Origin of the sequence: Geomicrobium sediminis, from assembly GCF_016908595.1 — a bacterium.
Classification (GTDB): Bacteria; Bacillota; Bacilli; order Bacillales; family Marinococcaceae; genus Geomicrobium_A; species Geomicrobium_A sediminis.
Genome location: NZ_JAFBEC010000004.1, coordinates 191,347 through 211,704, shown reverse-complemented (window position 1 = coordinate 211,704; position 20,358 = coordinate 191,347). Strand labels below are relative to the sequence as shown.

Here is a 20,358-nt window from a genome sequence, read left to right as displayed (position 1 = left end):
AACGCCTAACATTGTAAAAGTTCACAGAAATGAAAAATAATTATTACTCTTCTACAATTTGTATCTTGCATACTTTCTTCATATTGAAGGCCAAATAAAAAAGCCCTATCCCTCTCAGGATAAGGCTTTCTAGCTCTTAGTAAGAACTCATATACTGCTCGCGCTCCCACGGGTGCACTTGCGTTCTAAACATGTCCCATTCGATCTCTTTTGCTTCAACAAAGTGTTCCATTGCGTGTTCGCCTAGGGCTTCTACGAGGACTTTGTCAGCTTTGAGTTCGTCTACGGCACCTTTGAGGCTACCTGGTAGAGCTTCGATTCCTTCTTCTTGTAACTCTTCTTCGCTCATGATGTAGATGTTGCGGTCTGTTTCTTCAGGAGCTTGAAGCTTGCGCTTAATTCCGTCAAGGCCAGATGCAAGAAGCGCTGCCATTGCAAGGTATGGGTTCGCTGCTGGGTCTGGGCTACGTACTTCGATCCGTGTGCTCGCCTTACGTGAAGACGGAATTCGTACGAGTGGGCTACGGTTTCTTAGTGACCAAGCGATGTAAACCGGTGCTTCGTAACCTGGTACAAGGCGCTTGTACGAGTTAACGATTGGGTTTGTGATCGCTGTAAATGCTTTCGCATGGTCTAAGATTCCAGCTAGGAAGTGCATTGCTGTTTCGCTAAGCTGAGACTTTGTGCTTTCGTCGTAGAAAGCATTCTTGTCACCTTTGAATAGGGACATGTTACAGTGCATTCCTGAACCATTCACACCAAAGAGTGGTTTCGGCATGAATGTCGCGTGAAGACCGTGCTTTCTAGCAATTGTCTTAACGGCTAATTTAAACGTTTGGATGTTATCACATGTTGTGATCGCATCTGCGTATTTGAAGTCAATTTCGTGTTGTCCTGGCGCTACCTCATGGTGAGATGCTTCGATTTCGAAGTCCATTTTCATGAGTTCAAGAACGATGTCACGACGGCAGTTTTCGCCTAAGTCCGTTGGTGCAAGGTCGAAGTAACCACCTTTGTCGTTTAGTTCCATTGTTGGTTCGCCTTTTTCGTCGTTCTTGAAAAGGAAGAATTCTGGCTCTGGTCCAATGTTGAAGTCGGTGAAGCCCATTTCTTCAGCTTCTTTAAGTACTCGCTTCAAAATGCCGCGCGGGTCGCCTGCAAATGGTGTTGGTGCTTCGCCTGGCTCGCTTGGCTCGTAAATGTCACAAATTAAGCGTGCGACTTTGCCTTTATCTGGCGTCCAAGGGAATACAACCCACGTATCAAGATCTGGGTATAGGTACATGTCTGACTCTTCAATACGTACGAAACCTTCAATTGAAGAACCGTCAAACATCATTTCATTGTCTAAGGCTTTCTCTAATTGATCAACAGGGATCTCTACGTTCTTGATCGTTCCTTGAAGATCCGTGAATTGTAAACGGATGAATACGACATCTTCTTCTTGTGCAAGTCTTGTAATATCTTCGCGCGTATACTTTGCCATGTGTCTTTATTCCCCTTTTCATTTAATAATGCAAAGCCTTAAAGCTTCACTGTATGTGACTTACATCTGATTGGGTTCAGATGTAAGGGATCACTATGATTTGTAGAAGTGTGAAAGTTGTCCTTGAATCATCGATGCTTTCTTCTGATTCGGATGGTGCAGAGCTTCTCGCTTCATCTGTTCGCGAAGCCTCTTCAGTTCTTCACGCTCTTCTTGTTCTTTCTTGTACTTTTGTTCTTGCTCCATCATCATCTCTTTAATGCCTGCCATGTTGACGCCACGATCAATTAATTGCTTAATGTCAAGTAGCCGGTCAACATCAGCGAATGAGAATAAACGCTGATTGCCCTCTGTACGTGCAGGCTTTACGAACCCATGAGATTCATAGTAACGAATCTGTCTTGGGGTGAGATCGGTTAATTCCTTCACGATGCGAATGGAGAACAAAGGCATATGCAATCGTTCACTCTGTTCCATGTTGCTCCCCCTTTCTCCTGCTGAGAAAAGAACCGCTTTACGTCTTATATTGTGTGAATATATTACTTATTTTAAGAGATCGGTACTACCATGTCAACTTTTTTCCGTAAATGATGTTAAAAAAGTTAACATGAGCTAATCGATCATCGATTGTAGCGCTCTTCGAATTGCAACTTTACAGTGTGCGAACGTTAATCCGCCTTGCACGTAAGCCGTATATGGCGGTGCTACTGGGCCATCTGCACTTAACTCAATGCTCGCTCCGAGCACGAACGTTCCTGCTGCCATAATAACGTCACCGTCATATCCAGGTAATGGTCCCGGAATTGGTGTTGCCTTCGCATCGATTGGAGAATGGTGTTGAATGCTTTGGCAAAATGAAATCATGTCTTCCGCATTTCCAAACTGAACCGCTTGAATGAGATCGGTTCTTCTCGTCGTTGACGACGGTGTCGTTTCGTAACCTGCTTTCTCAAGCATCGAAGCTGTATAATGGGCGCCTTTAATCGCATCGGCAACGACCGTCGGTGCGATAAACAATCCATGGTACGCATCTTGTAGAAAAGCACCTGTCGCTCCGGCTTCCATACCAATGCCAGGAGCCGCAAGGCGAGCTGAGGCTTGTACGACGAATGATTCTTTACCGGCAATGTACCCGCCAGTTTTCGTAATGCCGCCGCCTGGGTTTTTTATGAGAGATCCTGCTAACAAATCGGCTCCGATGTGACCCGGTTCAAGTTCTTCCGCAAATTCTCCGTAGCAATTATCAACGAAAATATGTACGTGACCGTGTCGCGCTTTAATTGATTGGATTTGATACTTCATCTCTTCAATAGAAATTGACGGGCGATCGTCATACCCACATGAGCGTTGAAGAACGACCCATTTCGTCTTCGCAGTGATCGTATCGTTTACGAGGGCAACGTCTACACGACCTGTGTCATCAAGTGGCACGACTTTTGTTGTCATCCCGTATTGTTTGAAGTTCCCCGCTTGATCCCCGTTTAAACCTACAACTTCTTTCATCGTCGCATACGGTTCTCCACTTGCATAAACGAGCTCATCTCCAGGCCGTAAGTTCCCGAACAGCGCCGCTGTAATGGCGTGCGTCCCTGATACGAACTGAGGACGCACGATCGCTGCTTCCGTTCCGAATATACGAGCGTAAACGCGACCGAGTGCGTCACGTCCTTCATCGTCATACCCGTAACCGTCTGAACCATTCAAATGGTAGCTTGAGATGCTTTCCGCTTGGTACGCATCAAGCACTTTTGCTTGATTCTGTTCACAAACGATGTCGATTTGTTTATAGATGTGTTGCAATTCTTCTAATGTTTCATCGTTCCATTGTTGAATGACTGTATTCATGTTGAAACTCCTTCATCTTTTCACTGTTGATTTATTTCTGGATGGCTTCGGTTTGCAAAGCCTGTGACCGTATACACTTCATCGCTCTCATCAAATTCAATATGCTCGACGATTGTCGTCGTTTTGAGTCGTGCGAGTCGCTTTCCTTCTGAAGCATCGACAGTTAACGTATACGCCTGCATGTCTTCTTTAAGTGCGATTTCAATTTGCGCGTTCAAAGCGTCCAGGTTGTCTTTATGCTTTGCACTAATGTAGACTTTCGGGTTTTTCAGTTGTTCTACCCCATTTGGAATTGGGTTCGTTCGATCATATTTGTTCAATACTGTAATCGACGGAATGCCTGTTGCACCGAGTTCCTCTAATAACGTGTCGATTGTTTCTTGCTCTTCACTCATGTACGGACTCGTGACGTCAATGACACGTAGCAACAAATCACTGTCGGACACTTCTTCAAGCGTTGAGCGAAAGGCAGCAATTAACGTTGTTGGCAAATCGCGTATAAAACCAACCGTATCACTAATTGCGACGTGTAACCCAGAAGGTAAGCGGTATTCCCGGGTTAACGGGTCCAGTGTTGCAAATAAAAGGTCTTCAGCAAACGCCTCTTCATCGGTTAATGCATTTAAGAGCGTCGTTTTCCCTGCGTTCGTATACCCAACGAGCGCCACTTTCGGGACGAGGCGTTGGTGTTTGTTGTTTTTGAGCAACTGACGGTGTTTGACGATTCGTTTTAACTCGCGCTTTAACTCGTCCATCCGACGTTGTATATGACGGCGGTCGGTTTCAAGCTTTGTCTCACCAGGACCTCTCGTCCCAATTCCACCACCGAGCCTCGACAACGAATGTCCTTGTCCACGAAGCCTTGGCAACAAATACGTCATTTGCGCGAGCTCCACTTGTATTCGTCCTTCTTTCGTCCGTGCGCGCTCAGCAAAAATGTCCAAAATGAGTTGCGTACGGTCAATGACCGCCGCTTCGGTGTTCGCACTCAACGTATAGCCTTGTCGAGGCGAAAGTTCACCGTTAATGATGATCACGTCCGCCTCGTGTTCTTCAACGAGCTCTTTTAATTCTTCCATCTTCCCTGACCCGACATAACTCGTGACGTGGGCGGTTTTACGGTTTTGCGTTTCGGTGTGAACGACCGTTCCGTGGGCGGTGTGGACTAAGCTCTTTAACTCTTCAAGCGACTGCTGTGCTTCTTCTTCTTTTTCGTTTTCTTCAATAACTGCTACGACGATCACTCGTTCCAAATGATCTAACCTCCTAGAAATCTCGTTCCGTTAATGTTTTTAAAGCATCGATGTCTTTTTCTGTTTGTTCTTTCACGATGCGAACTGCGTGAGAGCGGATCGCCTTTTCAATGGCGTTTCGAATTGCCCGGCCATTACTGAACGGTTCTCTTGCTCTACCTTTTTGATCATCTAATTTCTTCTTCAGTTTTTCTTTTGCATCAATCGTCCATACGTAATCTCTTGATTGCAACATATTCTCTGCGATCATCATCATCTGATCCATTGAAAAGTCAGGAAAATCCAACTGAATCGGGAATCGTGAAGGAAGCCCAGGGTTTAGCGTAATAAACTGTTCCATTTCTTTCGAATACCCAGCTAAAATTAAAATAAACGAATGGTTTCCTTCATCCATCGCTTTCACGAGCGTGTCGACCGCTTCTTTTCCGAAATCCTTCTCTCCACCACGATTTAACGCATACGCCTCATCAATGAACAGGACCCCTCCGTGAGCTTTTTGTAGCAGCTCTCTCGTCTTTTGTGCGGTTTGGCCAATGTACTCCCCAACAAGGTCCGCCCGCTCTGCTTCAATAAAATGACCTTTACTTAAATATCCAAGGTCTTTTAATAATCGACCGACAAGACGTGCAGCGGTTGTTTTCCCTGTACCTGGATTTCCTTTGAAGATCATGTGCATTGAATGGGCTTCTGTCTTCAATTGATGTTTTTCACGACAACGGTTAATATGAACCCAAGCATAAATTTCACGAACCATGGCTTTCACGTTTTCAACGCCAATGAGCTTTTCGAGTTCGAATTCTGCTTTTTGAAGTAAATAGTTAATGTTAGTCGTGTTAACGTGCGGTTCTTTTTTTATCTCTTTTTCACGCAGTCGCACACGAATTTTCGTTTTCTGCTCGTGAGCATAACTCATCATCATCCCTCCGTACATTTCCATCACGGGTGTTTGCCCATATCTTACGCAACCCGATATGAAAATGTGCAACGAAGCGCACTCATTACTATCATTGTATCGAAAGGAGTAAACCGTTGCACCCTTTACAAGAACAGTTGCCAACAACGGCAAACCAATACTTAGAACAACTCACAGCTAAAGGCCGGAAATCGTCAACGGTCCGCAGGTATGCGTATGATATCGCTGACTTTTATTCGTTTATCGACGTGACGAACCATCCTGCGTATACAAAAGAGACGTTAGAACACTTTATGAAGCATCTCATTCAAGAGCGCCATTATAAGCATAAAACATACAAACGGGTCTACCGTGTGTTGCATAGCTACTTTAACCATTTGATGCACCAGAACGTACTCTCAGACAATCCGATCGAGCACGTCATATTGCCAGATGAAGAGGATGAGCCGTTAACTGAAGACGATCTTTTTACTAAGAAAGAAATCGACCAGTTGCTACGATCTACTGAATCCATCGACGGACTGAATGATGATCAAAAACAATCACGTCCGCTGCTTGCACCGAGAAATTTGATTATGCTGCGGTTAATTCTCTTTTATGGCTTACGCTTGCAAGAATTACACGGTCTTCATATCGATCATTTGCTCTCGTCGAACACGCTTTTTGTTACGCCAGTCGACGGTGAAGTGAATCCTAGGAAAATTACGCTTCAACAAAAAGACCAAACGCTGCTTGCAAACTATCTGGATGTGATTCCTAAAGCGGTGAAACCTGTGCGTGGCAACGAACATCCATTGTTCGTCGCGTTTGACTTTAAACGTCAGACGTATCGCTGGTCGTATGAAGAAGACAAACCAAAGCGTTTAACGATCGTGGCGATTCAGAAAATGATCCGCGAAGAACTACGTCGCGCTGGTATTCCGCTCGGTCGAAGCGCCCAACATATGCGCCATACGTTTATCGTGAACGCCTTACGTTTAGGTCGTTCGACAAAAGACATTCAAACCCAGCTCGGTTTGCATTCAGAGCTCGTATTGCTGCGGTACGAAACCATTGCCGATTCGATGAAAAAAGCTCATCATCTTTAAACGATGACGAGCTTTTTTTCGTTACGATTCAGATGGATCCAGTTGTAGCTGTACGTTTTTTGAAGGGGAAAACGTTGAGATCGCATGCTTGTATACGAGTTGCTGCTTTCCGTCCGTATCAATGATGATCGTAAAATTATCAAATGCCTTTAAGTAACCGCGAATCTGAAAGCCATTCGTTAAGAATACGGTAATCGAGATGTTTTCTTTTCTAAGCGTGTTCAGAAATTGATCTTGAATATTGACGTTTTTCACCGCGGAGCCCCCCTAATTATGTCTGCTGTCTAATTCGACATTTTTTCCAATTCCCCTGCAAGAAATTGAACAATTCCCGTAAAATGGTCATGTTTTTCTTGCTCACTGTCAAACCAATGGACCGTTTCTTTGTTACGAAACCACGTGAGTTGCCGTTTGGCAAATTGCCTTGAATGGGTTTTGATCGTCTCAACGACGTGCTCAAAGGATGCTTTTCCTTCGAAATAATCAATCCATTCTTTGTAGCCAATCGCTTTCATCGCTTGTTCGTCTCGTAAACCTTCTTCGTAAAGCTGCTGGACTTCTTCAAACAGACCTTGTTCGAGCATGACGTCGACGCGGCGCTCAATTCGTTCATAAAGCGAGCTTCGGTCCATCGTTAACCCAATCATAATCAGATCATATGGCGAGTTGTCAACCGATTGCAGTGGTTTTGGTGCATCGTGCCCACGTTCTAACAGCTCAATCGCCCGAATCATCTTCCGAATGTTGTTCGGATGAATCCGCGCAGCAGCCGCTTGATCAAGGCTATGAAGTCGCGCATGCAACCGTTCGTTTCCGTTCGGCTCTAAAGCAATTGCTTCTAACTGTTGTTGAACGTCTCGGTCTGCTTTTTCTTCTTGAAACGACCAGTCTGACGTAACGCCTTTGACGTACATGCCAGTACCACCGACTAAAATTGGCAGACGTTTGCGCTCATGAATGTCTGTGATCGTCTCTTTTGCGGTACGTTGAAACTCGGCGGCGCTAAATGATTCATCTGGCTTTTTTATATCAAGCAAATGGTGCGGCACGTTGTCTTTCTCTTCTTCGGTCACTTTTGCAGTGCCGATATTTAACCGCTCATACACTTGGAACGCATCACCATTAATAACTTCACCATTAAACGCCTTAGAAAGCGCGATGCCAAGTGCCGTCTTTCCGACAGCGGTTGGTCCGACGATAACAACGAGAGGACGTTTCATAGCCTTCTCCTTTCCTTATAATCGACGTAATGCGCCGTAACTCGTTCTGGATGGGCGTTTTTCTAGCCTCTCAAACGAATACTTTTCCCATAATGAGCTACTACTTTCTGCTTTTAAAATAACATGCTTTCTAGTCACACGTCTCGCTTCATCTAATGTTTCTGATTGTAACGTGTCATAACTCGCGGATGCTCGTAAGCCATTTAGTGATAAAGACTCATCGATCGTTCGTTCGAACATCGGATCAAGGTAGACGACATCAAACGATTGATCAGGTAACGTTCGTAAGTATTCGGTATGGTCACGTTGAATGACTTGAATGCGACGCATCGCGTCAAGTAGCGACTCACTGCCATCATCCCACGTAACCAGGCCACTTTTAACAAGTTCTGCAACAGCATGTTGCTTTTCAACACCGTGAACGATTCCGTCTTTTCCGACGAGGTAACTTGCAACGATGCTGTCACTCGCAAGGCCTAACGTTAAGTCCAAAAACGAATCGCCATGTTGCAATGTTGTAATAGTGGCAAACGGATCGCGACCCCCTTTTTCGAGTCGTTGTATGCGAATCGTCGCCATACTCGGATGAAAAAAGAAATCATCATGACCTTTATTGTAGAGCACGTCTTTGCCATTTTTCCCGACCATATAGACCGCAGTGTCTGTGTGGTGCATGCTCGCAATCGTCCGCTTCTCCCTGGCAAGGTGCGGGACGTTCCACTCGTGCGACAAGCGCTTTGCTTTTTGAAGCATCGGTAATGTTGGCTTACGACTTGTCGTAATGAGCATGAATGCATTTCCTTTCTTATTGAAAAGGAGGTGCTCCCCTAAGCGGGTAGCACCTCGTATTCGACGTTAGTTCTTCGCGGAGTATTTAAATAGAACGTATGCCATAACGACTGCTACAACTACAGCTATAAACGTAATGCCAAGGATGGCTACTAAATCCATCGGTGTCATGTCTCTCTACTCCTTTATCTGTCATTCTTTCGTATAACAATCCCATGTCATACAAGTTGTCTTTTCCTAGTGTATCATAGAACAAATCATTTAAACAACGAGCATGTGACAATCAAGGAACGATTTGTCAATTCATGACACGTTTAAACATTTTTTCAAGCTCATATGTCGTTACATGAACGAAGATGTTCCGTCCGTGAGGGCACGTAAACGGCTCCTCGCAGGCACGTAGACGCTCAATCAAACTCAGAAGTTCATCATTTCGCAAATGACGATTGGCTTTAATTGCCGCTTTGCACGACATGAGAATCGCTGCTTCTTCACGCAAAGCAACAACATCTGGTTTCTTAAGCTCAAGCGCTTGATTCGTCAGCTCACGAATCGTCTCTTCTTCTTGACCTTTCGGGAACCATGTCGGATGCGCACTCACACGGTACGCTTGTTGCCCGAAGCGCTCCATATACAAACCAATCGATTGAAAGTCTTCTTGCAACTGCTCAATATGAATGACTTCTTCATTCGTAAATTCCATTACGAACGGAATTAACAATTCTTGCACGTCTCGGTTTTTCTTATACAGCAACGCATGAAACTCTTCGTAATAAATCCGCTCTTGCGCTGCGTGTTGGTCGATCATGTACAAGCCCCGATCATTTTGAGCCAAAATGTACGTTCCATGCAATTGCCCAATCGGGTAAAGGGGCGGAATACGCTCAATAGACGCTTCTTCTCGTTGTTCTTCCTTTACTTCAGGCTCAGGCTGTGACGTAGGTGTAGGTGCTACTACACGTTCCTCTGGCACGTCGACGTTTGGTTCTTGTTTAACGATCGATTCAACTTCGTAGTGTGATGGAACGGGCTCTTCAACCGTTTCTCGAACAGGTTGCTTCTCTGAATAAGACAATGGCAGTGGGGTTTCTTCAAACACGGGTGTCTTCTCTTTTATGACGTCGTTTGACGTTTGTTCAGGTATAAGTGTTTCGCGCGCTAAGCGGCGCTCAATGCTTTCGGTGACTTCTTGTAAAAGCGCCTCTTCCTTACTGAGCCTCACGTCCCACTTAGACGGATGAACGTTCACATCAACGAGAGAATGGTCCATCGCAATGGACAGAACGACAATCGGATGACGGTGCGACGGCAAACGGGTGTAGTACGCTTGTTCAATCGCTTTCACTAACGGGAAGTGACGAATGTAGCGACCGTTAATAAACGTACTCATATAATGTCTACTCGCCCGGTTCACTTCTGGTTCAATGACGAACCCTGTAATCGTGTAGTCAAGCGTCTCATGATGGATCGGGAGTGCCTTCTCCATCACTTGCTTGCCGTATATCGCAAACATCACATGACGCAAATCACCACGACCATTTGTGAACAGCATTTGCTTATGGTTATGAGTAAAGCGAAATGAAATGTCTGGTCGTGATAACGCCGCCCGGTTCATAATATCAGTAATCTTGCCGAGTTCGGTGTTAATTGTTTTCACGTGCTTTAAGCGAGCAGGGGTGTTGAAGAACAGTTCCCGAACTGCAATCTTCGTGCCTTGTCGTGCCTTTGCTTTCGTTCTTCCGATCAATCGTCCACCTTGATACGTCAACTCAACACCTGCATTGCCATTTGCGCTCGTTTCAATCGTTAGTTTGCTCACTGACGCGATACTCGGCAACGCTTCCCCTCGAAAACCGAGTGTTTCAATGCGGTGCAAGTCGGATTCTTTTTTGATTTTGCTCGTTGCATGGCGTAAAAAGGCGAGCTCCACTTCATCTTCTGGTACACCGTGACCGTTATCGATGATCACAATCGACGACAGGCCACCTTCTTCAACTGCAACGTCGATTTCAGTGCTACCCGCGTCAATCGCATTCTCGAGTAATTCTTTCACGACCGAAGCGGGACGCTCCACAACTTCACCTGCGGCGATTTTATTTGATAAATGTTCGTCCAGTTGAATGATTGTATTCATTGCACTCACACTTTCTTAACGCAATTTTCGTTGCCATTCGTACAGTTTCTCTAACGCTTCAAACGGCGTTAAATGAAGGACATCAAGCTGCTGTAGTTCTTCTTTCAATTGAGCAAGCTCACGATCAGTCGTCGGTTTCGGCTCTTTCACTTTTTCCGCTCGTTTCGGTTCTTCAAACAACGTTAACTGCTCATCTGGCATCGGTTCGGTTCGTTCTTGAACCGGCGCTGTTGGTTGTCCACTTTCATACGTTTTTAATAACGTTTCCGCACGGTCAGTCACTTCAGTCGGCAACGAGGCCAGCTTCGCGACGTGAATGCCGTAACTTTTGTCCGCTCGCCCTTTTTCTACACGGTGTAAAAAGACCACATTTCCGTCTTCTTCCTCTGCTTTTACGTGCACATTATCAAGCGTCTCTAGCTCCTCTTCGAGTACCGTCAATTCATGATAATGCGTTGAAAACAACGTCTTCGCTCGCACCCGTTCATGAATAAATTCGATAATCGCTTGCGCTAAAGCCATGCCATCATACGTCGATGTTCCCCGACCGATTTCATCGAGCAAGATTAAACTATTGTTCGTCGCTTGATTTAACGCATATTCGGTTTCAACCATCTCGACCATAAACGTACTTTGACCGCTCACAAGATCATCAGCGGCGCCGATGCGTGTGAAAATCCGATCAAATCGCGGCAATTGTGCGGTGTCAGACGGCACGTAGCACCCGATTTGCGCCATTATGCTAATGATCGCCACTTGCCTCATGTACGTACTTTTTCCGGCCATGTTCGGACCTGTGATGAGTAACATCTCTCGCTCTTCGTGCAAGTGCACGTCGTTTGCGACGTAATCGCCGGCAGGGATCGTCACTTCAACGACCGGGTGACGACTGTTTACGAGGTTTAACGTACGATCATCGGTAAACGACGGTCGCGTAAAGCGTCGGTTTTCGCTCACAACCGCAAACCCTTGCAAAACGTCGATGTAAGAAATCACTTTCGCGAGTTGTTGGATTTTCGTAATTTGAGCTTTTGTCGTTTCCCGAATTTGCACGAACAAGTCGTACTCAAGAACCTCCATTTTCTCTTGCGCGTCGAGAATCTTTCGTTCCATATCTTTTAGTTCAGGAGTGACGTAGCGCTCCGCATTCGTTAACGTCTGTTTACGCTCAAAGTAATCAGGAACGAGGTGTGATTGCCCGCGAGACACTTCTAAATAGTAGCCGAACACACGGTTATAACCGATTTTCAATGTCTTAATCGATGACTTTTCACGTTCTTCCCGCTCTAAATTGCTAAGCCACGTTTTGCCGTTTTCATTGGCTTCACGGTACTCGTCCAATTGTTCATGAAACCCTTTACGAATCATGCCTCCGTCTTTTGTAGAAATCGGCGGTTCATCAACGAGTGCGTTTTGTAAGTGATCCGCAAGCGCTTCACACAACTCAGCTTCTTTTGTTACTGCACGTCCTTCGATGCCGAGCTTGTTGACCGCTTCAAAAATGGATGGCGCTTGTTGCAGCGAGCGCTTTAATTGCACAAGTTCTCGTGCGTTCACGTTGCCATAGGCGACTTTACCGACTAATCGCTCCAAGTCATAAACGTTTTGCAACGCATCTTGAATGTTGACGCGCTCAAGCATTTCATCTTTAAGCTTGTTCACAAGTTCCAAACGGCGCTCAATCGCTTGTTGATGATACAACGGTGACTCGATCCAGCGACGAAGTCGACGGCTTCCCATTGCGGTTTTCGTTTCGTCGAGCAACCCGAAAAGCGTACCCTTTTTCGTGCGATCAATAAGCGACGACGTAAGCTCTAAGTTCCGTCGCGTATGGGCATCCATTTGCATAAATTGTTGCGACATTCTAACGGTTACTGGCTGCAAATGATCAAGGGATCGTTTTTGCGTTTCACTTAAATACGACCATACTCGTCCAACTGCCTTTTCAACCGCTTCATCTTGTCCGTCGTACAACGATTGAAGTGGCTCTGGAATCGTGTCTTGATCATCAAATGAGACCGTAAATGGAACGGCTTTAAGCCAGCTTTTCAAATCCCCTGGGTAGTCGTGGCTCACGATCAGCTCTTTCATGCCATCAATGAACAACACACGTTCAAGCTCAACGAGCTCATCGGTGACGATGCCAGCTTCCGTTTCCCCGGTCGTTAAATCACTTTTCGCATACGCGATTTTGTCTTTATGAAAGCTTAGCGCGGCGATGTAATGATTTTCTTCAGCGCTTAATGCTCGTCCTTCCATCACCGTTCCTGGTGTAATGACCCTCACGACGTCACGCTTTACAACGCCCTTCGCTTCCCTTGGGTCTTCCACTTGTTCACAGACAGCGATTTTGTAGCCTTTTTCTATAATTTTATCGATGTATGATTCTGCCGAGTGATAAGGAACACCGCACATTGGAATCGCGTCGTCGCCCTTTCCCCGTTTCGTTAATGTAATTTCAAGTAATTGAGCAGCTTGAATGGCGTCTTCATGAAAAAGTTCATAAAAATCACCGAGCCTAAAAAATAAAAACGCATCTTTATACTCGCTCTTTATTGATAAATATTGCTGCATCATCGGTGTTTGTTGTGCCACAATTATTCCCTCTCATTCTAACGCGAACTAGGTCAAATTATAGCATAAATTGTTCGTTTTAGACGAAGAAAAACCAGGAGAATGCCCTCCTGGTTAGCTCTTTTTATCTTCGAATTTCTCTTCTTTTTGATGGTCACGGTCTTTGTCTCGATCGCGGTCACGATCATGGTGTTCAAAACGATCCCGCTCAGAATGCTCAAAACGATCTCGCTCACCGCGCTCTCCTCGTTCTCCCCGTTCGCCTCGTTTTCTCCCCCCGAATTCCCGAGGCGGTCGGCGTTCTAGAAACTTCGGATCAATGCTATCTTTTAACTCTTGATCTGACACTTCTTCGCTCCACTTCACATCTTGATAGTGGGCATCTTCTTTATCTGGGTGTACGAGTACGCACACTTTCGTTTCACCGACCACTTCTGCGGCGAACTCCTTCTCAACTTCAACGTTCACATCCGTACCATTTTCAGCAATTAACGCTTCTAACGTATGAGGTTGTTTCGTCGAGCGGGCGATTACGTCAAGTTCATCGGTAATCAGTTCATCCGGTCGCATCTTTAACGGAATGCTTTCATGGTACGAAACGGTATTTGTAGCAACGTCCGTTTTCGTATTCTTTTCATAGGAATACCAAACGTTAATGTCATACGTTCCTTTAATTTGGATGCTATCTCCTTTACGGACAGCATCGTAACGATGATTAATGACCCAACACCCTAAGATGCTCGTCGGTTTATGTTGAGGGCAAATCGTGTGTGTAGTTTTTGAGTATTTCCTACCTTTTCCACAAACAGCTTTCGTAATAATTTCACGATAGTGTTGTTCAGACACGTCGCGTTCCTCCCTTTTTTCAGTATACCGGCGCCAATATGCCTCTTCTTATACATATGTATGAGCAAAGGCAAACTTCATGCACATTCATTTTGATTATTTTCGTGAAGCTCTTCTACACCTATCTTATTAGGCGAAACAAAAAAAAGAACCAACCTTATGGCTGGTTCTTTAAGACACTTATTCTTTGTCCAAGTAAGCGCGTAGCATCCAATCATCTTTCTGGAAGTCACGTGCAATTTCTTGAATTGCATCAGCGAGGGACATCGCTTGCTTGTCTTCAAGTTGCTCCATCACTTCATAGAGATCTGCACTCATTCTTTGGAGATCTTCAGATAGATCTTTTACCATTTCTTCTTCTGATTTGTTGCCAGTCGCTTCATCAATCGTCGCTACTTGCAAATAATCTTTCATCGTAGCAAGTGGTTTTACCTGAACGACGAGCATTTGCTCAGCATATTCATCGATGTGACCTTTCACTTTGTCATACATCTCTTCGAACTTCTCATGAAGCGAGAAGAAATGTTGACCTTTGATGTACCAGTGATAATTGTGAAGTTTAATATAAAGGACGTGTAAATTTGCCAGTTGTTCGTTTAATTCTTTTTCCATGTTTTTTGCGCTTGTACCTTTAATGTTCGCAGTTTGTCTTTTAGCCATTGTTATAGCCTCCTTAAGTATTTCACGCAATCTCTCTTACAACTATTATTATATTATAATCGTTATAAATAAACAATAGTTATAAACAAGTTTTTTGCTGCTTAGTTATTTTCTACCCGTTCTGCGAAGAAAGTATGCCACTTATTTTAAGGAATGGTGAAATTATGATGTCGCGGAGGAACGAGGTTTACGTTTTCATCAGGAAAGGGAGGTTAGGGATAAACGTTCTATAGTGCAGATTACTGTTGCTTGGCTCTGGCATTAGATGGATGATCAGGGGAGCGGATCTATTCTTCTTTTTTTGAACTGGCTTCTGCTTTGTTTTGTTTTACGATGCCCGCGCCTTGCACCACGCTACACGCCGCTTGCTACACCCTACCCTCCGCTTGCACCACGCCAACCGCCTCTTGCAACGCACTACCCGCCGCTTGCTACACCCTGGCCCGCTCTCGCACCACGCTCCATCCAACAAAAAAACAGACCTGAAGAAATCAGGTCTGTTATCCGCTTACTATTTATTTGCTTTTTCGATGTGTGAAGTCACGTCGTTTGAAATTGTTGAGGAAACGAGTTGGAGTACTTCGTTTACTTCGGTTTGGCTGCGTTTGAATTCTTGTACGATTGGAATCTCGTCGATTTCTTTGTGAAGGCGGTTGATTTCGCGTTGGGTCTTTTTCATCGCTTCACTTTTTTTGTAGTGTTGCAAGTTGACGAGTTCTTTTTGCTTTGCTTTTACTTCTTCGATCATGCTTTGAACTTTTTCGTTTTCGTTAATTTGCTTTTCTGCACGGATGAAAAAGTCTACTTCTTCTGTTTCGGTAATCTTTTGTGCTAGTTCTTGGGCTTTTGCCATAATGTCTTCTTTATTGTACTTTGGTTCTGTCATGCGTTCTGCACCTCGCTGTATTCTACTAGTTCTCCATCTAACGACCATGTTTTCACTTCAGTGATTTTTGCGTAGATGAGTTGTCCGATTTTCTCTTTTGGTGCGCGCACGTTCACTCGTTTGTTCGTTCGTGTTCGACCTGAGAGGACTTCTGGATCTTTTTTGCTTTCGCCTTCGATGAGTACTTCAACGACTTGGCCTTGCATTCGCTCATTGCTTTCTGCAGATAGGCGGTTTACGACTTCATTTAAGCGGTGGAGACGGTCTTTCTTTACGTCCATCGCCACGTTGTCTTCCATACGTGCGGCTGGTGTGCCTTCACGTGGTGAATAGATGTACGTGAATGCGCTGTCGTATTTCATTTCTTCAACTAAGCTTAGCATATCTTGGAATTGCTCTTCTGTCTCGTTCGGGAATCCGACGATCAAGTCTGTTGTAAACGTCGCGTGAGGCATTGCCTCTTTAATACGGCGGGCAAGATCAACGTATTGCTCGCGCGTATACTTGCGACCCATTAACTTGAGAATGTCGTTGTTTCCGTGTTGAACTGGAAGGTGAATGTGTTCAAGTAGGTTGTCGCCTTTGGCGAGTACTTGAATCAACTCATCATCAAAGTCACGAGGGTGGCTCGTCGTAAAACGAACGCGTGGAATGTCAACTTTGCGAATCGCATCCATTAACTTTCCTAAACTACTTGGCTCTTCTAAGTCTTTTCCGTAAGCATTTACGTTTTGACCGAGGAGCGTAATTTCTTTGTAGCCAGTGCGGGCGAGCTCTCGCACTTCCGCAATAATGTCTTCTGGTTTACGGCTACGCTCTTTTCCTCGTGTGTACGGTACGATGCAATACGTACAAAACTTGTCACAGCCGTACATGATGTTTACCCAAGCTTGCGTCTTGCCGGCGCGTTTACGCGGCATGTTCTCTACAACGTCGCCTTCTTTTGACCAGACTTCAATGACCATTTCTTTACCGAGAATCGCATCGTGAAGAAGTTCTGGGAGTCGGTGAATGTTATGTGTACCAAAAATTAAGTCGACGTGATTATGTTTTTGCATAATCTTATTGACGACGCTTTCTTCTTGGCTCATACAACCACAAATTCCAACGACGACTTCTGGTCGCTCAACTTTCAGACTCTTTAAGTGACCAATCTCACCAAACACTTTGTTTTCGGCATTTTCACGGATGGCACAAGTGTTGAGTAAAATCACATCTGCTTCATTCGTATCGTCCGTGCTCGTAAAGCCGAGCTCTTCTAAAATACCTGCCATATTCTCTGTATCGTGAACATTCATTTGACAGCCATATGTACGAATGAGGTAACGTTTGCCAATGCCGATTTGTTTCATTTGTTCAGGCACACTAAAATCATAATGAAACTCCACGTCTTTGCGCTTACGACGTTGACCTTTACGGTAATTCGGCGGGTCGTTTACGATGATGTTTCGACCACCGATTCTCATCACATCTTTACCTTCATCGTTTTTCTCGAATGTTGCGTTTGAGAAATCGAAGTATTTTCCAAAATCTTTATGATCTAGAGAATTCCCTTTATCGTTAGCGTTTTTATGGGTCTCATTGTGACGGCGGTTTTGCTCGCTCATAGCCATCCCCTTTCTTTCTTACCCTTACGTCCATGTTACAGTGCATACAAGACTAAATTATAAAGGCTTAGGCGTCATAAAACAACCATCGTCACCGTTTTGAAACGAAAAAGCTCTTCAAATTGAAGAGCTTTAACGTTTCACCTTTAATGAACGCAAACGATTGATGGCAGCGGCCACTTCGAGTCGTCTCGGTTTTGCAAAATCACCAGGATGTTTTCCTGGATACGTTGATAATGCATCTAAGTGATTCTCGGTATCTTTTTCATATAAATCTAGAAGCTCAGAGAGCGTTCGTCGGTCGTTTACATAGTTCGTTGCTAAATAGTGAAGCGTCTGGGCAATTGCTCGTGTCTGTGACGGGTCAATCAGTTGTTCGACACTGGCTAAGTCGATGTCTTCTTTACCGTAAATAATCGTATGAAGCCCTTTTGCTTGCACCTTTTCACGCTTGCCTCGTCTCGCATCAAAAGAACATGAGTCAATCATTCTAGAGGCGTTCATTTGCCCGAGCGTGTTCGCAGTTGTTCGTTTCCGCTCGCTCTGTTCGTTGTTGACGATTTCTTTTGCACGCTCGGTGACGTTTTTCACTTCGTACTCATCGAGCATGATGACGTTGTCAGCGACTTCTAAATAATCGCCACTTCCTCCGACAACGACAACAGTTGAGATTCCGTTCGTTTCAAACAAGTCACGTACACGATCGATAAACGGTGTGATCGGTTCTTTTTCTTTTGCGACGAGTTGTTGCATTCTCAAGTCACGAATCATGAAATTCGTTGCACTCGTATCTTCATCAATGAGCAATGTATTCGCACCTGCTTCCATTGCTTCGATAATGTTAGTCGCCTGCGACGTAGAGCCGCTCGCATTATCCGTGGAAAAGTGTTCGGTGCTCTTTTTGTTCGGCAATTGATTAATGAATGGACGAATGTCGACGTTCGTCACTTTTCTTCCATCCTCTGCTCGGATTTTACTCGCCAAGTCGTCGGTAATTACGAACTCTCGTCCATCGCCTTTAATATGGTGGTAGACGCCCATCTCAATCGCTTTTAATAGCGTGCTTTTGCCGTGGTAACCGCCACCGACAATTACCGTTACCCCTCGTTTAATGAGCATGCCGCTAAGCTTCCCGTGATGCGGGAGCGTAACCGTTACTTCATCACTCGTTGGGCTTTTAAATCGCTTTACGTCGTCAGACGTATTCGGATGGTCGCTCACGCCACTTTGTCTTGGCATTACTGAGCCGTTTGCGATAAAAGCAACCGCGTTTTCATCTCGAAGGAATTGACGTAGATACGTTTGATCATCATACAGTTCAAGATGCGTTTGTAGAGCGGATACATCAAGCTTGTATAGCCCGTCTTCAACGACTTGTGGCAACTGCTTAAGAAGACGTTTCTTCGCTTCGTTCCCTAAAATCGTCCGCCCTCTCGCTGGTAAATGAAGTGAGAGTCTTACGTCTACACTCGTTTGATCGATTGTCACGGCTGTACGATCGAGAATTTGCTGACTCGGACGGTCAATCTGCACGTCTTTTTGCATGCCATTCTTCTTTAAGGCACGATCAACGCTTCTTGCAAGATAATCGGTAAACGCAACATAACGCTCATCACGGTAGTGTGTTTCGTCTACTTTTAAATTTTTAAGAGGCACACGCACGCGAATGCGTGACGGGCTTGCGTAAGGATCTGCTTGTACGTGATCAATGTGCAACGTAAAGTTGTTGTATTTGTGGCTACCTAATAAGTCTTTATAAGCTTTGTATCCTTTTTTATCAATGCGATTAATGGTTGTTTCTAAATGATTCACAGATAACTTCTCCTTTATTTGTTACAGTTGTTCAGTTGCAAAACAAAAAGCTTGATGTTGTGACAACACCAAGCTTTTTGCAACTCTTATTATCTAGGTTCAATAATAAGCTTAATGGCGGTCCGTTCTTCACCATCAATCTCGATGTCGGTAAAGGCTGGAATGCAGATAAGGTCAATCCCACTTGGTGCGACAAATCCTCTTGCAATGGCGATTGCTTTAATGGATTGATTAAGCGCTCCTGCACCAATGGCTTGAATCTCGGCTGCACCCCTTTCACGAATGACTCCTGCTAGGGCACCGGCTACTGAATTCGGAACAGATTTAGCTGATACTTTTAATACTTCCATGAAATTGTCCTCCTATCGGTTTTAAATGGCACCGTTATCCCACTATATTGCAGCAGTTGCCTTCCTATGCCTTGAACCTAAAAAATTCAGTTATTCATAAAAAGGGTGATCGTCATTGATCAATATGCGTTTAATCGATTTCGCTTTTCCAGTTGTATCATCAAGATCAATGATGACAGCACTTAACTGCGTTCTCCCGTCAGCGACTTCAAAACGAGTAGGCAGCGCGGTCAAAAACTTGTCTAAGATCAGTTCGCGGTCGACACCTAGAATTCCGTCATATGGACCGGTCATTCCTACATCGCTAAGATACGCGGTCCCACCTGGGAGAATTCGTTCGTCAGCGGTCTGAACGTGCGTGTGCGTTCCAATCACTGCACTTGCCATTCCATCTAAATACCAACCCATCGCTTGCTTTTCACTCGTAACTTCTGCGTGAAAATCAACAAAGACGAAAGGTGTGCGTTTCTTTGCCAGTTCTACTTCTCTCTTTACCGCTCGGAAAGGATCGTCAATATCCATAAGGAATGTGCGCCCCATTGCATTAATGACAACAACTTCTTGACCGTTAATATTAACAGAGACGACTCCTTGACCTGGAGTGCCTTCTGGATAATTGAGCGGACGAACAAGTTTCTTTGCATCATCAATAAACGTAAAAATCTCTCGCCGTGCCCAAGCATGGTTTCCGAGTGTAACAACTTGAGCTCCCGCTTCTAAAAACCCTTTATAAATCTTCTCCGTAATTCCTTTACCACTTGCAGCATTCTCACCATTAATGATAGTCATTTGGGGCTTGTACTTTTTTCTTAGTTTCGGAACGTATTCCGAGACCATCGTTCTACCAGGGCGACCAAAAACGTCACCAACAAATAAAATTCGCACGGTTACCTCA

General features: G+C 44.8%; 18 protein-coding genes. 1 reads left to right on the top strand and 17 read right to left on the bottom strand.

Features of this window, described 5'->3' with window-relative positions; genetic code table 11:
• Positions 1–136 precede the first annotated feature (136 nt).
• The 5 genes from glnA to JOD17_RS08580 form a co-directional block, all read right to left on the bottom strand.
• Positions 137–1,486, bottom strand: coding sequence for a type I glutamate--ammonia ligase (glnA, locus tag JOD17_RS08600; RefSeq protein WP_204697021.1), 1,350 nt, complete (start codon positions 1,484–1,486; stop codon positions 137–139).
• A gap of 93 nt (positions 1,487–1,579) precedes the next feature.
• A complete protein-coding gene (locus tag JOD17_RS08595; protein WP_204697020.1) occupies positions 1,580–1,963 on the bottom strand; it encodes a MerR family transcriptional regulator in 384 nt (127 codons plus the stop codon).
• A gap of 135 nt (positions 1,964–2,098) precedes the next feature.
• Positions 2,099–3,331, bottom strand: coding sequence for a methionine gamma-lyase family protein (locus tag JOD17_RS08590; protein ID WP_204697019.1), 1,233 nt, complete (start codon positions 3,329–3,331; stop codon positions 2,099–2,101).
• 20 nt (positions 3,332–3,351) lie between these two features.
• Positions 3,352–4,584 (bottom strand): GTPase HflX, encoded by a 1,233-nt coding sequence (hflX, locus tag JOD17_RS08585; protein WP_239575346.1) that lies wholly within the window; start codon positions 4,582–4,584, stop codon positions 3,352–3,354.
• 13 nt (positions 4,585–4,597) lie between these two features.
• Positions 4,598–5,497 carry an AAA family ATPase gene (locus JOD17_RS08580; RefSeq protein WP_239575345.1) on the bottom strand — a complete coding sequence of 300 codons (900 nt, stop codon included), beginning with the start codon at positions 5,495–5,497 and terminating at the stop codon, positions 4,598–4,600.
• Positions 5,498–5,613: 116 nt separating this feature from the next.
• Here JOD17_RS08580 and JOD17_RS08575 point away from each other — a divergent pair, with 116 nt between their 5' ends.
• Positions 5,614–6,585 carry a tyrosine-type recombinase/integrase gene (locus tag JOD17_RS08575; protein ID WP_204697018.1) on the top strand — a complete coding sequence of 324 codons (972 nt, stop codon included), beginning with the start codon at positions 5,614–5,616 and terminating at the stop codon, positions 6,583–6,585.
• 21 nt (positions 6,586–6,606) lie between these two features.
• On the opposite strand, the gene hfq is transcribed toward JOD17_RS08575, so the two are convergent.
• The 12 genes from hfq to JOD17_RS08515 all read right to left on the bottom strand — a co-directional run bounded on the left by hfq (position 6,607) and on the right by JOD17_RS08515 (position 20,348).
• Positions 6,607–6,840, bottom strand: coding sequence for an RNA chaperone Hfq (hfq, locus tag JOD17_RS08570; protein ID WP_042361235.1), 234 nt, complete (start codon positions 6,838–6,840; stop codon positions 6,607–6,609).
• A gap of 29 nt (positions 6,841–6,869) precedes the next feature.
• On the bottom strand, positions 6,870–7,805 hold the full coding sequence (miaA, locus tag JOD17_RS08565; protein WP_204697017.1) for a tRNA (adenosine(37)-N6)-dimethylallyltransferase MiaA: 936 nt from the start codon (positions 7,803–7,805) through the stop codon (positions 6,870–6,872).
• Positions 7,806–7,820: 15 nt separating this feature from the next.
• Complete coding sequence (locus tag JOD17_RS08560; RefSeq protein WP_204697016.1) at positions 7,821–8,594, bottom strand: class I SAM-dependent methyltransferase; 774 nt, start codon at positions 8,592–8,594, stop codon at positions 7,821–7,823.
• A 298-nt stretch (positions 8,595–8,892) separates the two neighbouring features.
• On the bottom strand, positions 8,893–10,728 hold the full coding sequence (gene mutL / locus JOD17_RS08555) for a DNA mismatch repair endonuclease MutL (RefSeq protein ID WP_204697014.1): 1,836 nt from the start codon (positions 10,726–10,728) through the stop codon (positions 8,893–8,895).
• A 15-nt stretch (positions 10,729–10,743) separates the two neighbouring features.
• Complete coding sequence (gene mutS, locus JOD17_RS08550) at positions 10,744–13,323, bottom strand: DNA mismatch repair protein MutS (protein WP_204697012.1); 2,580 nt, start codon at positions 13,321–13,323, stop codon at positions 10,744–10,746.
• 93 nt (positions 13,324–13,416) lie between these two features.
• Positions 13,417–14,148, bottom strand: a complete 732-nt coding sequence (gene cotE, locus JOD17_RS08545; RefSeq protein ID WP_204697010.1) for an outer spore coat protein CotE — start codon at positions 14,146–14,148, stop codon at positions 13,417–13,419.
• Positions 14,149–14,328: 180 nt separating this feature from the next.
• Entirely contained in the window at positions 14,329–14,808 is a 480-nt protein-coding gene (locus JOD17_RS08540; RefSeq protein WP_042418663.1) for a Dps family protein, read from the bottom strand.
• A gap of 511 nt (positions 14,809–15,319) precedes the next feature.
• Positions 15,320–15,694: a YlbF/YmcA family competence regulator gene (locus JOD17_RS08535; RefSeq protein ID WP_042418660.1), complete on the bottom strand. Its 375-nt coding sequence runs from the start codon at positions 15,692–15,694 to the stop codon at positions 15,320–15,322.
• A complete protein-coding gene (gene miaB, locus JOD17_RS08530) occupies positions 15,691–17,301 on the bottom strand; it encodes a tRNA (N6-isopentenyl adenosine(37)-C2)-methylthiotransferase MiaB (RefSeq protein ID WP_204697008.1) in 1,611 nt (536 codons plus the stop codon). Before miaB ends, JOD17_RS08535 begins: the two co-directional genes overlap by 4 nt.
• A gap of 132 nt (positions 17,302–17,433) precedes the next feature.
• A complete protein-coding gene (locus tag JOD17_RS08525; RefSeq protein ID WP_204697006.1) occupies positions 17,434–19,113 on the bottom strand; it encodes an ABC-ATPase domain-containing protein in 1,680 nt (559 codons plus the stop codon).
• 89 nt (positions 19,114–19,202) lie between these two features.
• Positions 19,203–19,463 carry a stage V sporulation protein S gene (locus tag JOD17_RS08520; RefSeq protein ID WP_204697004.1) on the bottom strand — a complete coding sequence of 87 codons (261 nt, stop codon included), beginning with the start codon at positions 19,461–19,463 and terminating at the stop codon, positions 19,203–19,205.
• A gap of 90 nt (positions 19,464–19,553) precedes the next feature.
• Positions 19,554–20,348 (bottom strand): TIGR00282 family metallophosphoesterase, encoded by a 795-nt coding sequence (locus tag JOD17_RS08515; RefSeq protein WP_204697002.1) that lies wholly within the window; start codon positions 20,346–20,348, stop codon positions 19,554–19,556.
• Positions 20,349–20,358: the final 10 nt, after the last annotated feature.

Coding starts and splice junctions, on each gene's coding strand:
- glnA (WP_204697021.1), bottom strand. CDS start 1,486: ATGGCAAAGTATACGCGCGAAGATATTACAAGACTTGCACAAGAAGAA.
- JOD17_RS08595 (WP_204697020.1), bottom strand. CDS start 1,963: ATGGAACAGAGTGAACGATTGCATATGCCTTTGTTCTCCATTCGCATC.
- JOD17_RS08590 (WP_204697019.1), bottom strand. CDS start 3,331: ATGAATACAGTCATTCAACAATGGAACGATGAAACATTAGAAGAATTG.
- JOD17_RS08580 (WP_239575345.1), bottom strand. CDS start 5,497: ATGAGTTATGCTCACGAGCAGAAAACGAAAATTCGTGTGCGACTGCGT.
- miaA (WP_204697017.1), bottom strand. CDS start 7,805: ATGAAACGTCCTCTCGTTGTTATCGTCGGACCAACCGCTGTCGGAAAG.
- JOD17_RS08560 (WP_204697016.1), bottom strand. CDS start 8,594: ATGCTCATTACGACAAGTCGTAAGCCAACATTACCGATGCTTCAAAAA.
- mutL (WP_204697014.1), bottom strand. CDS start 10,728: ATGAATACAATCATTCAACTGGACGAACATTTATCAAATAAAATCGCC.
- JOD17_RS08540 (WP_042418663.1), bottom strand. CDS start 14,808: ATGGCTAAAAGACAAACTGCGAACATTAAAGGTACAAGCGCAAAAAAC.
- JOD17_RS08535 (WP_042418660.1), bottom strand. CDS start 15,694: ATGACAGAACCAAAGTACAATAAAGAAGACATTATGGCAAAAGCCCAA.
- miaB (WP_204697008.1), bottom strand. CDS start 17,301: ATGAGCGAGCAAAACCGCCGTCACAATGAGACCCATAAAAACGCTAAC.
- JOD17_RS08520 (WP_204697004.1), bottom strand. CDS start 19,463: ATGGAAGTATTAAAAGTATCAGCTAAATCTGTTCCGAATTCAGTAGCC.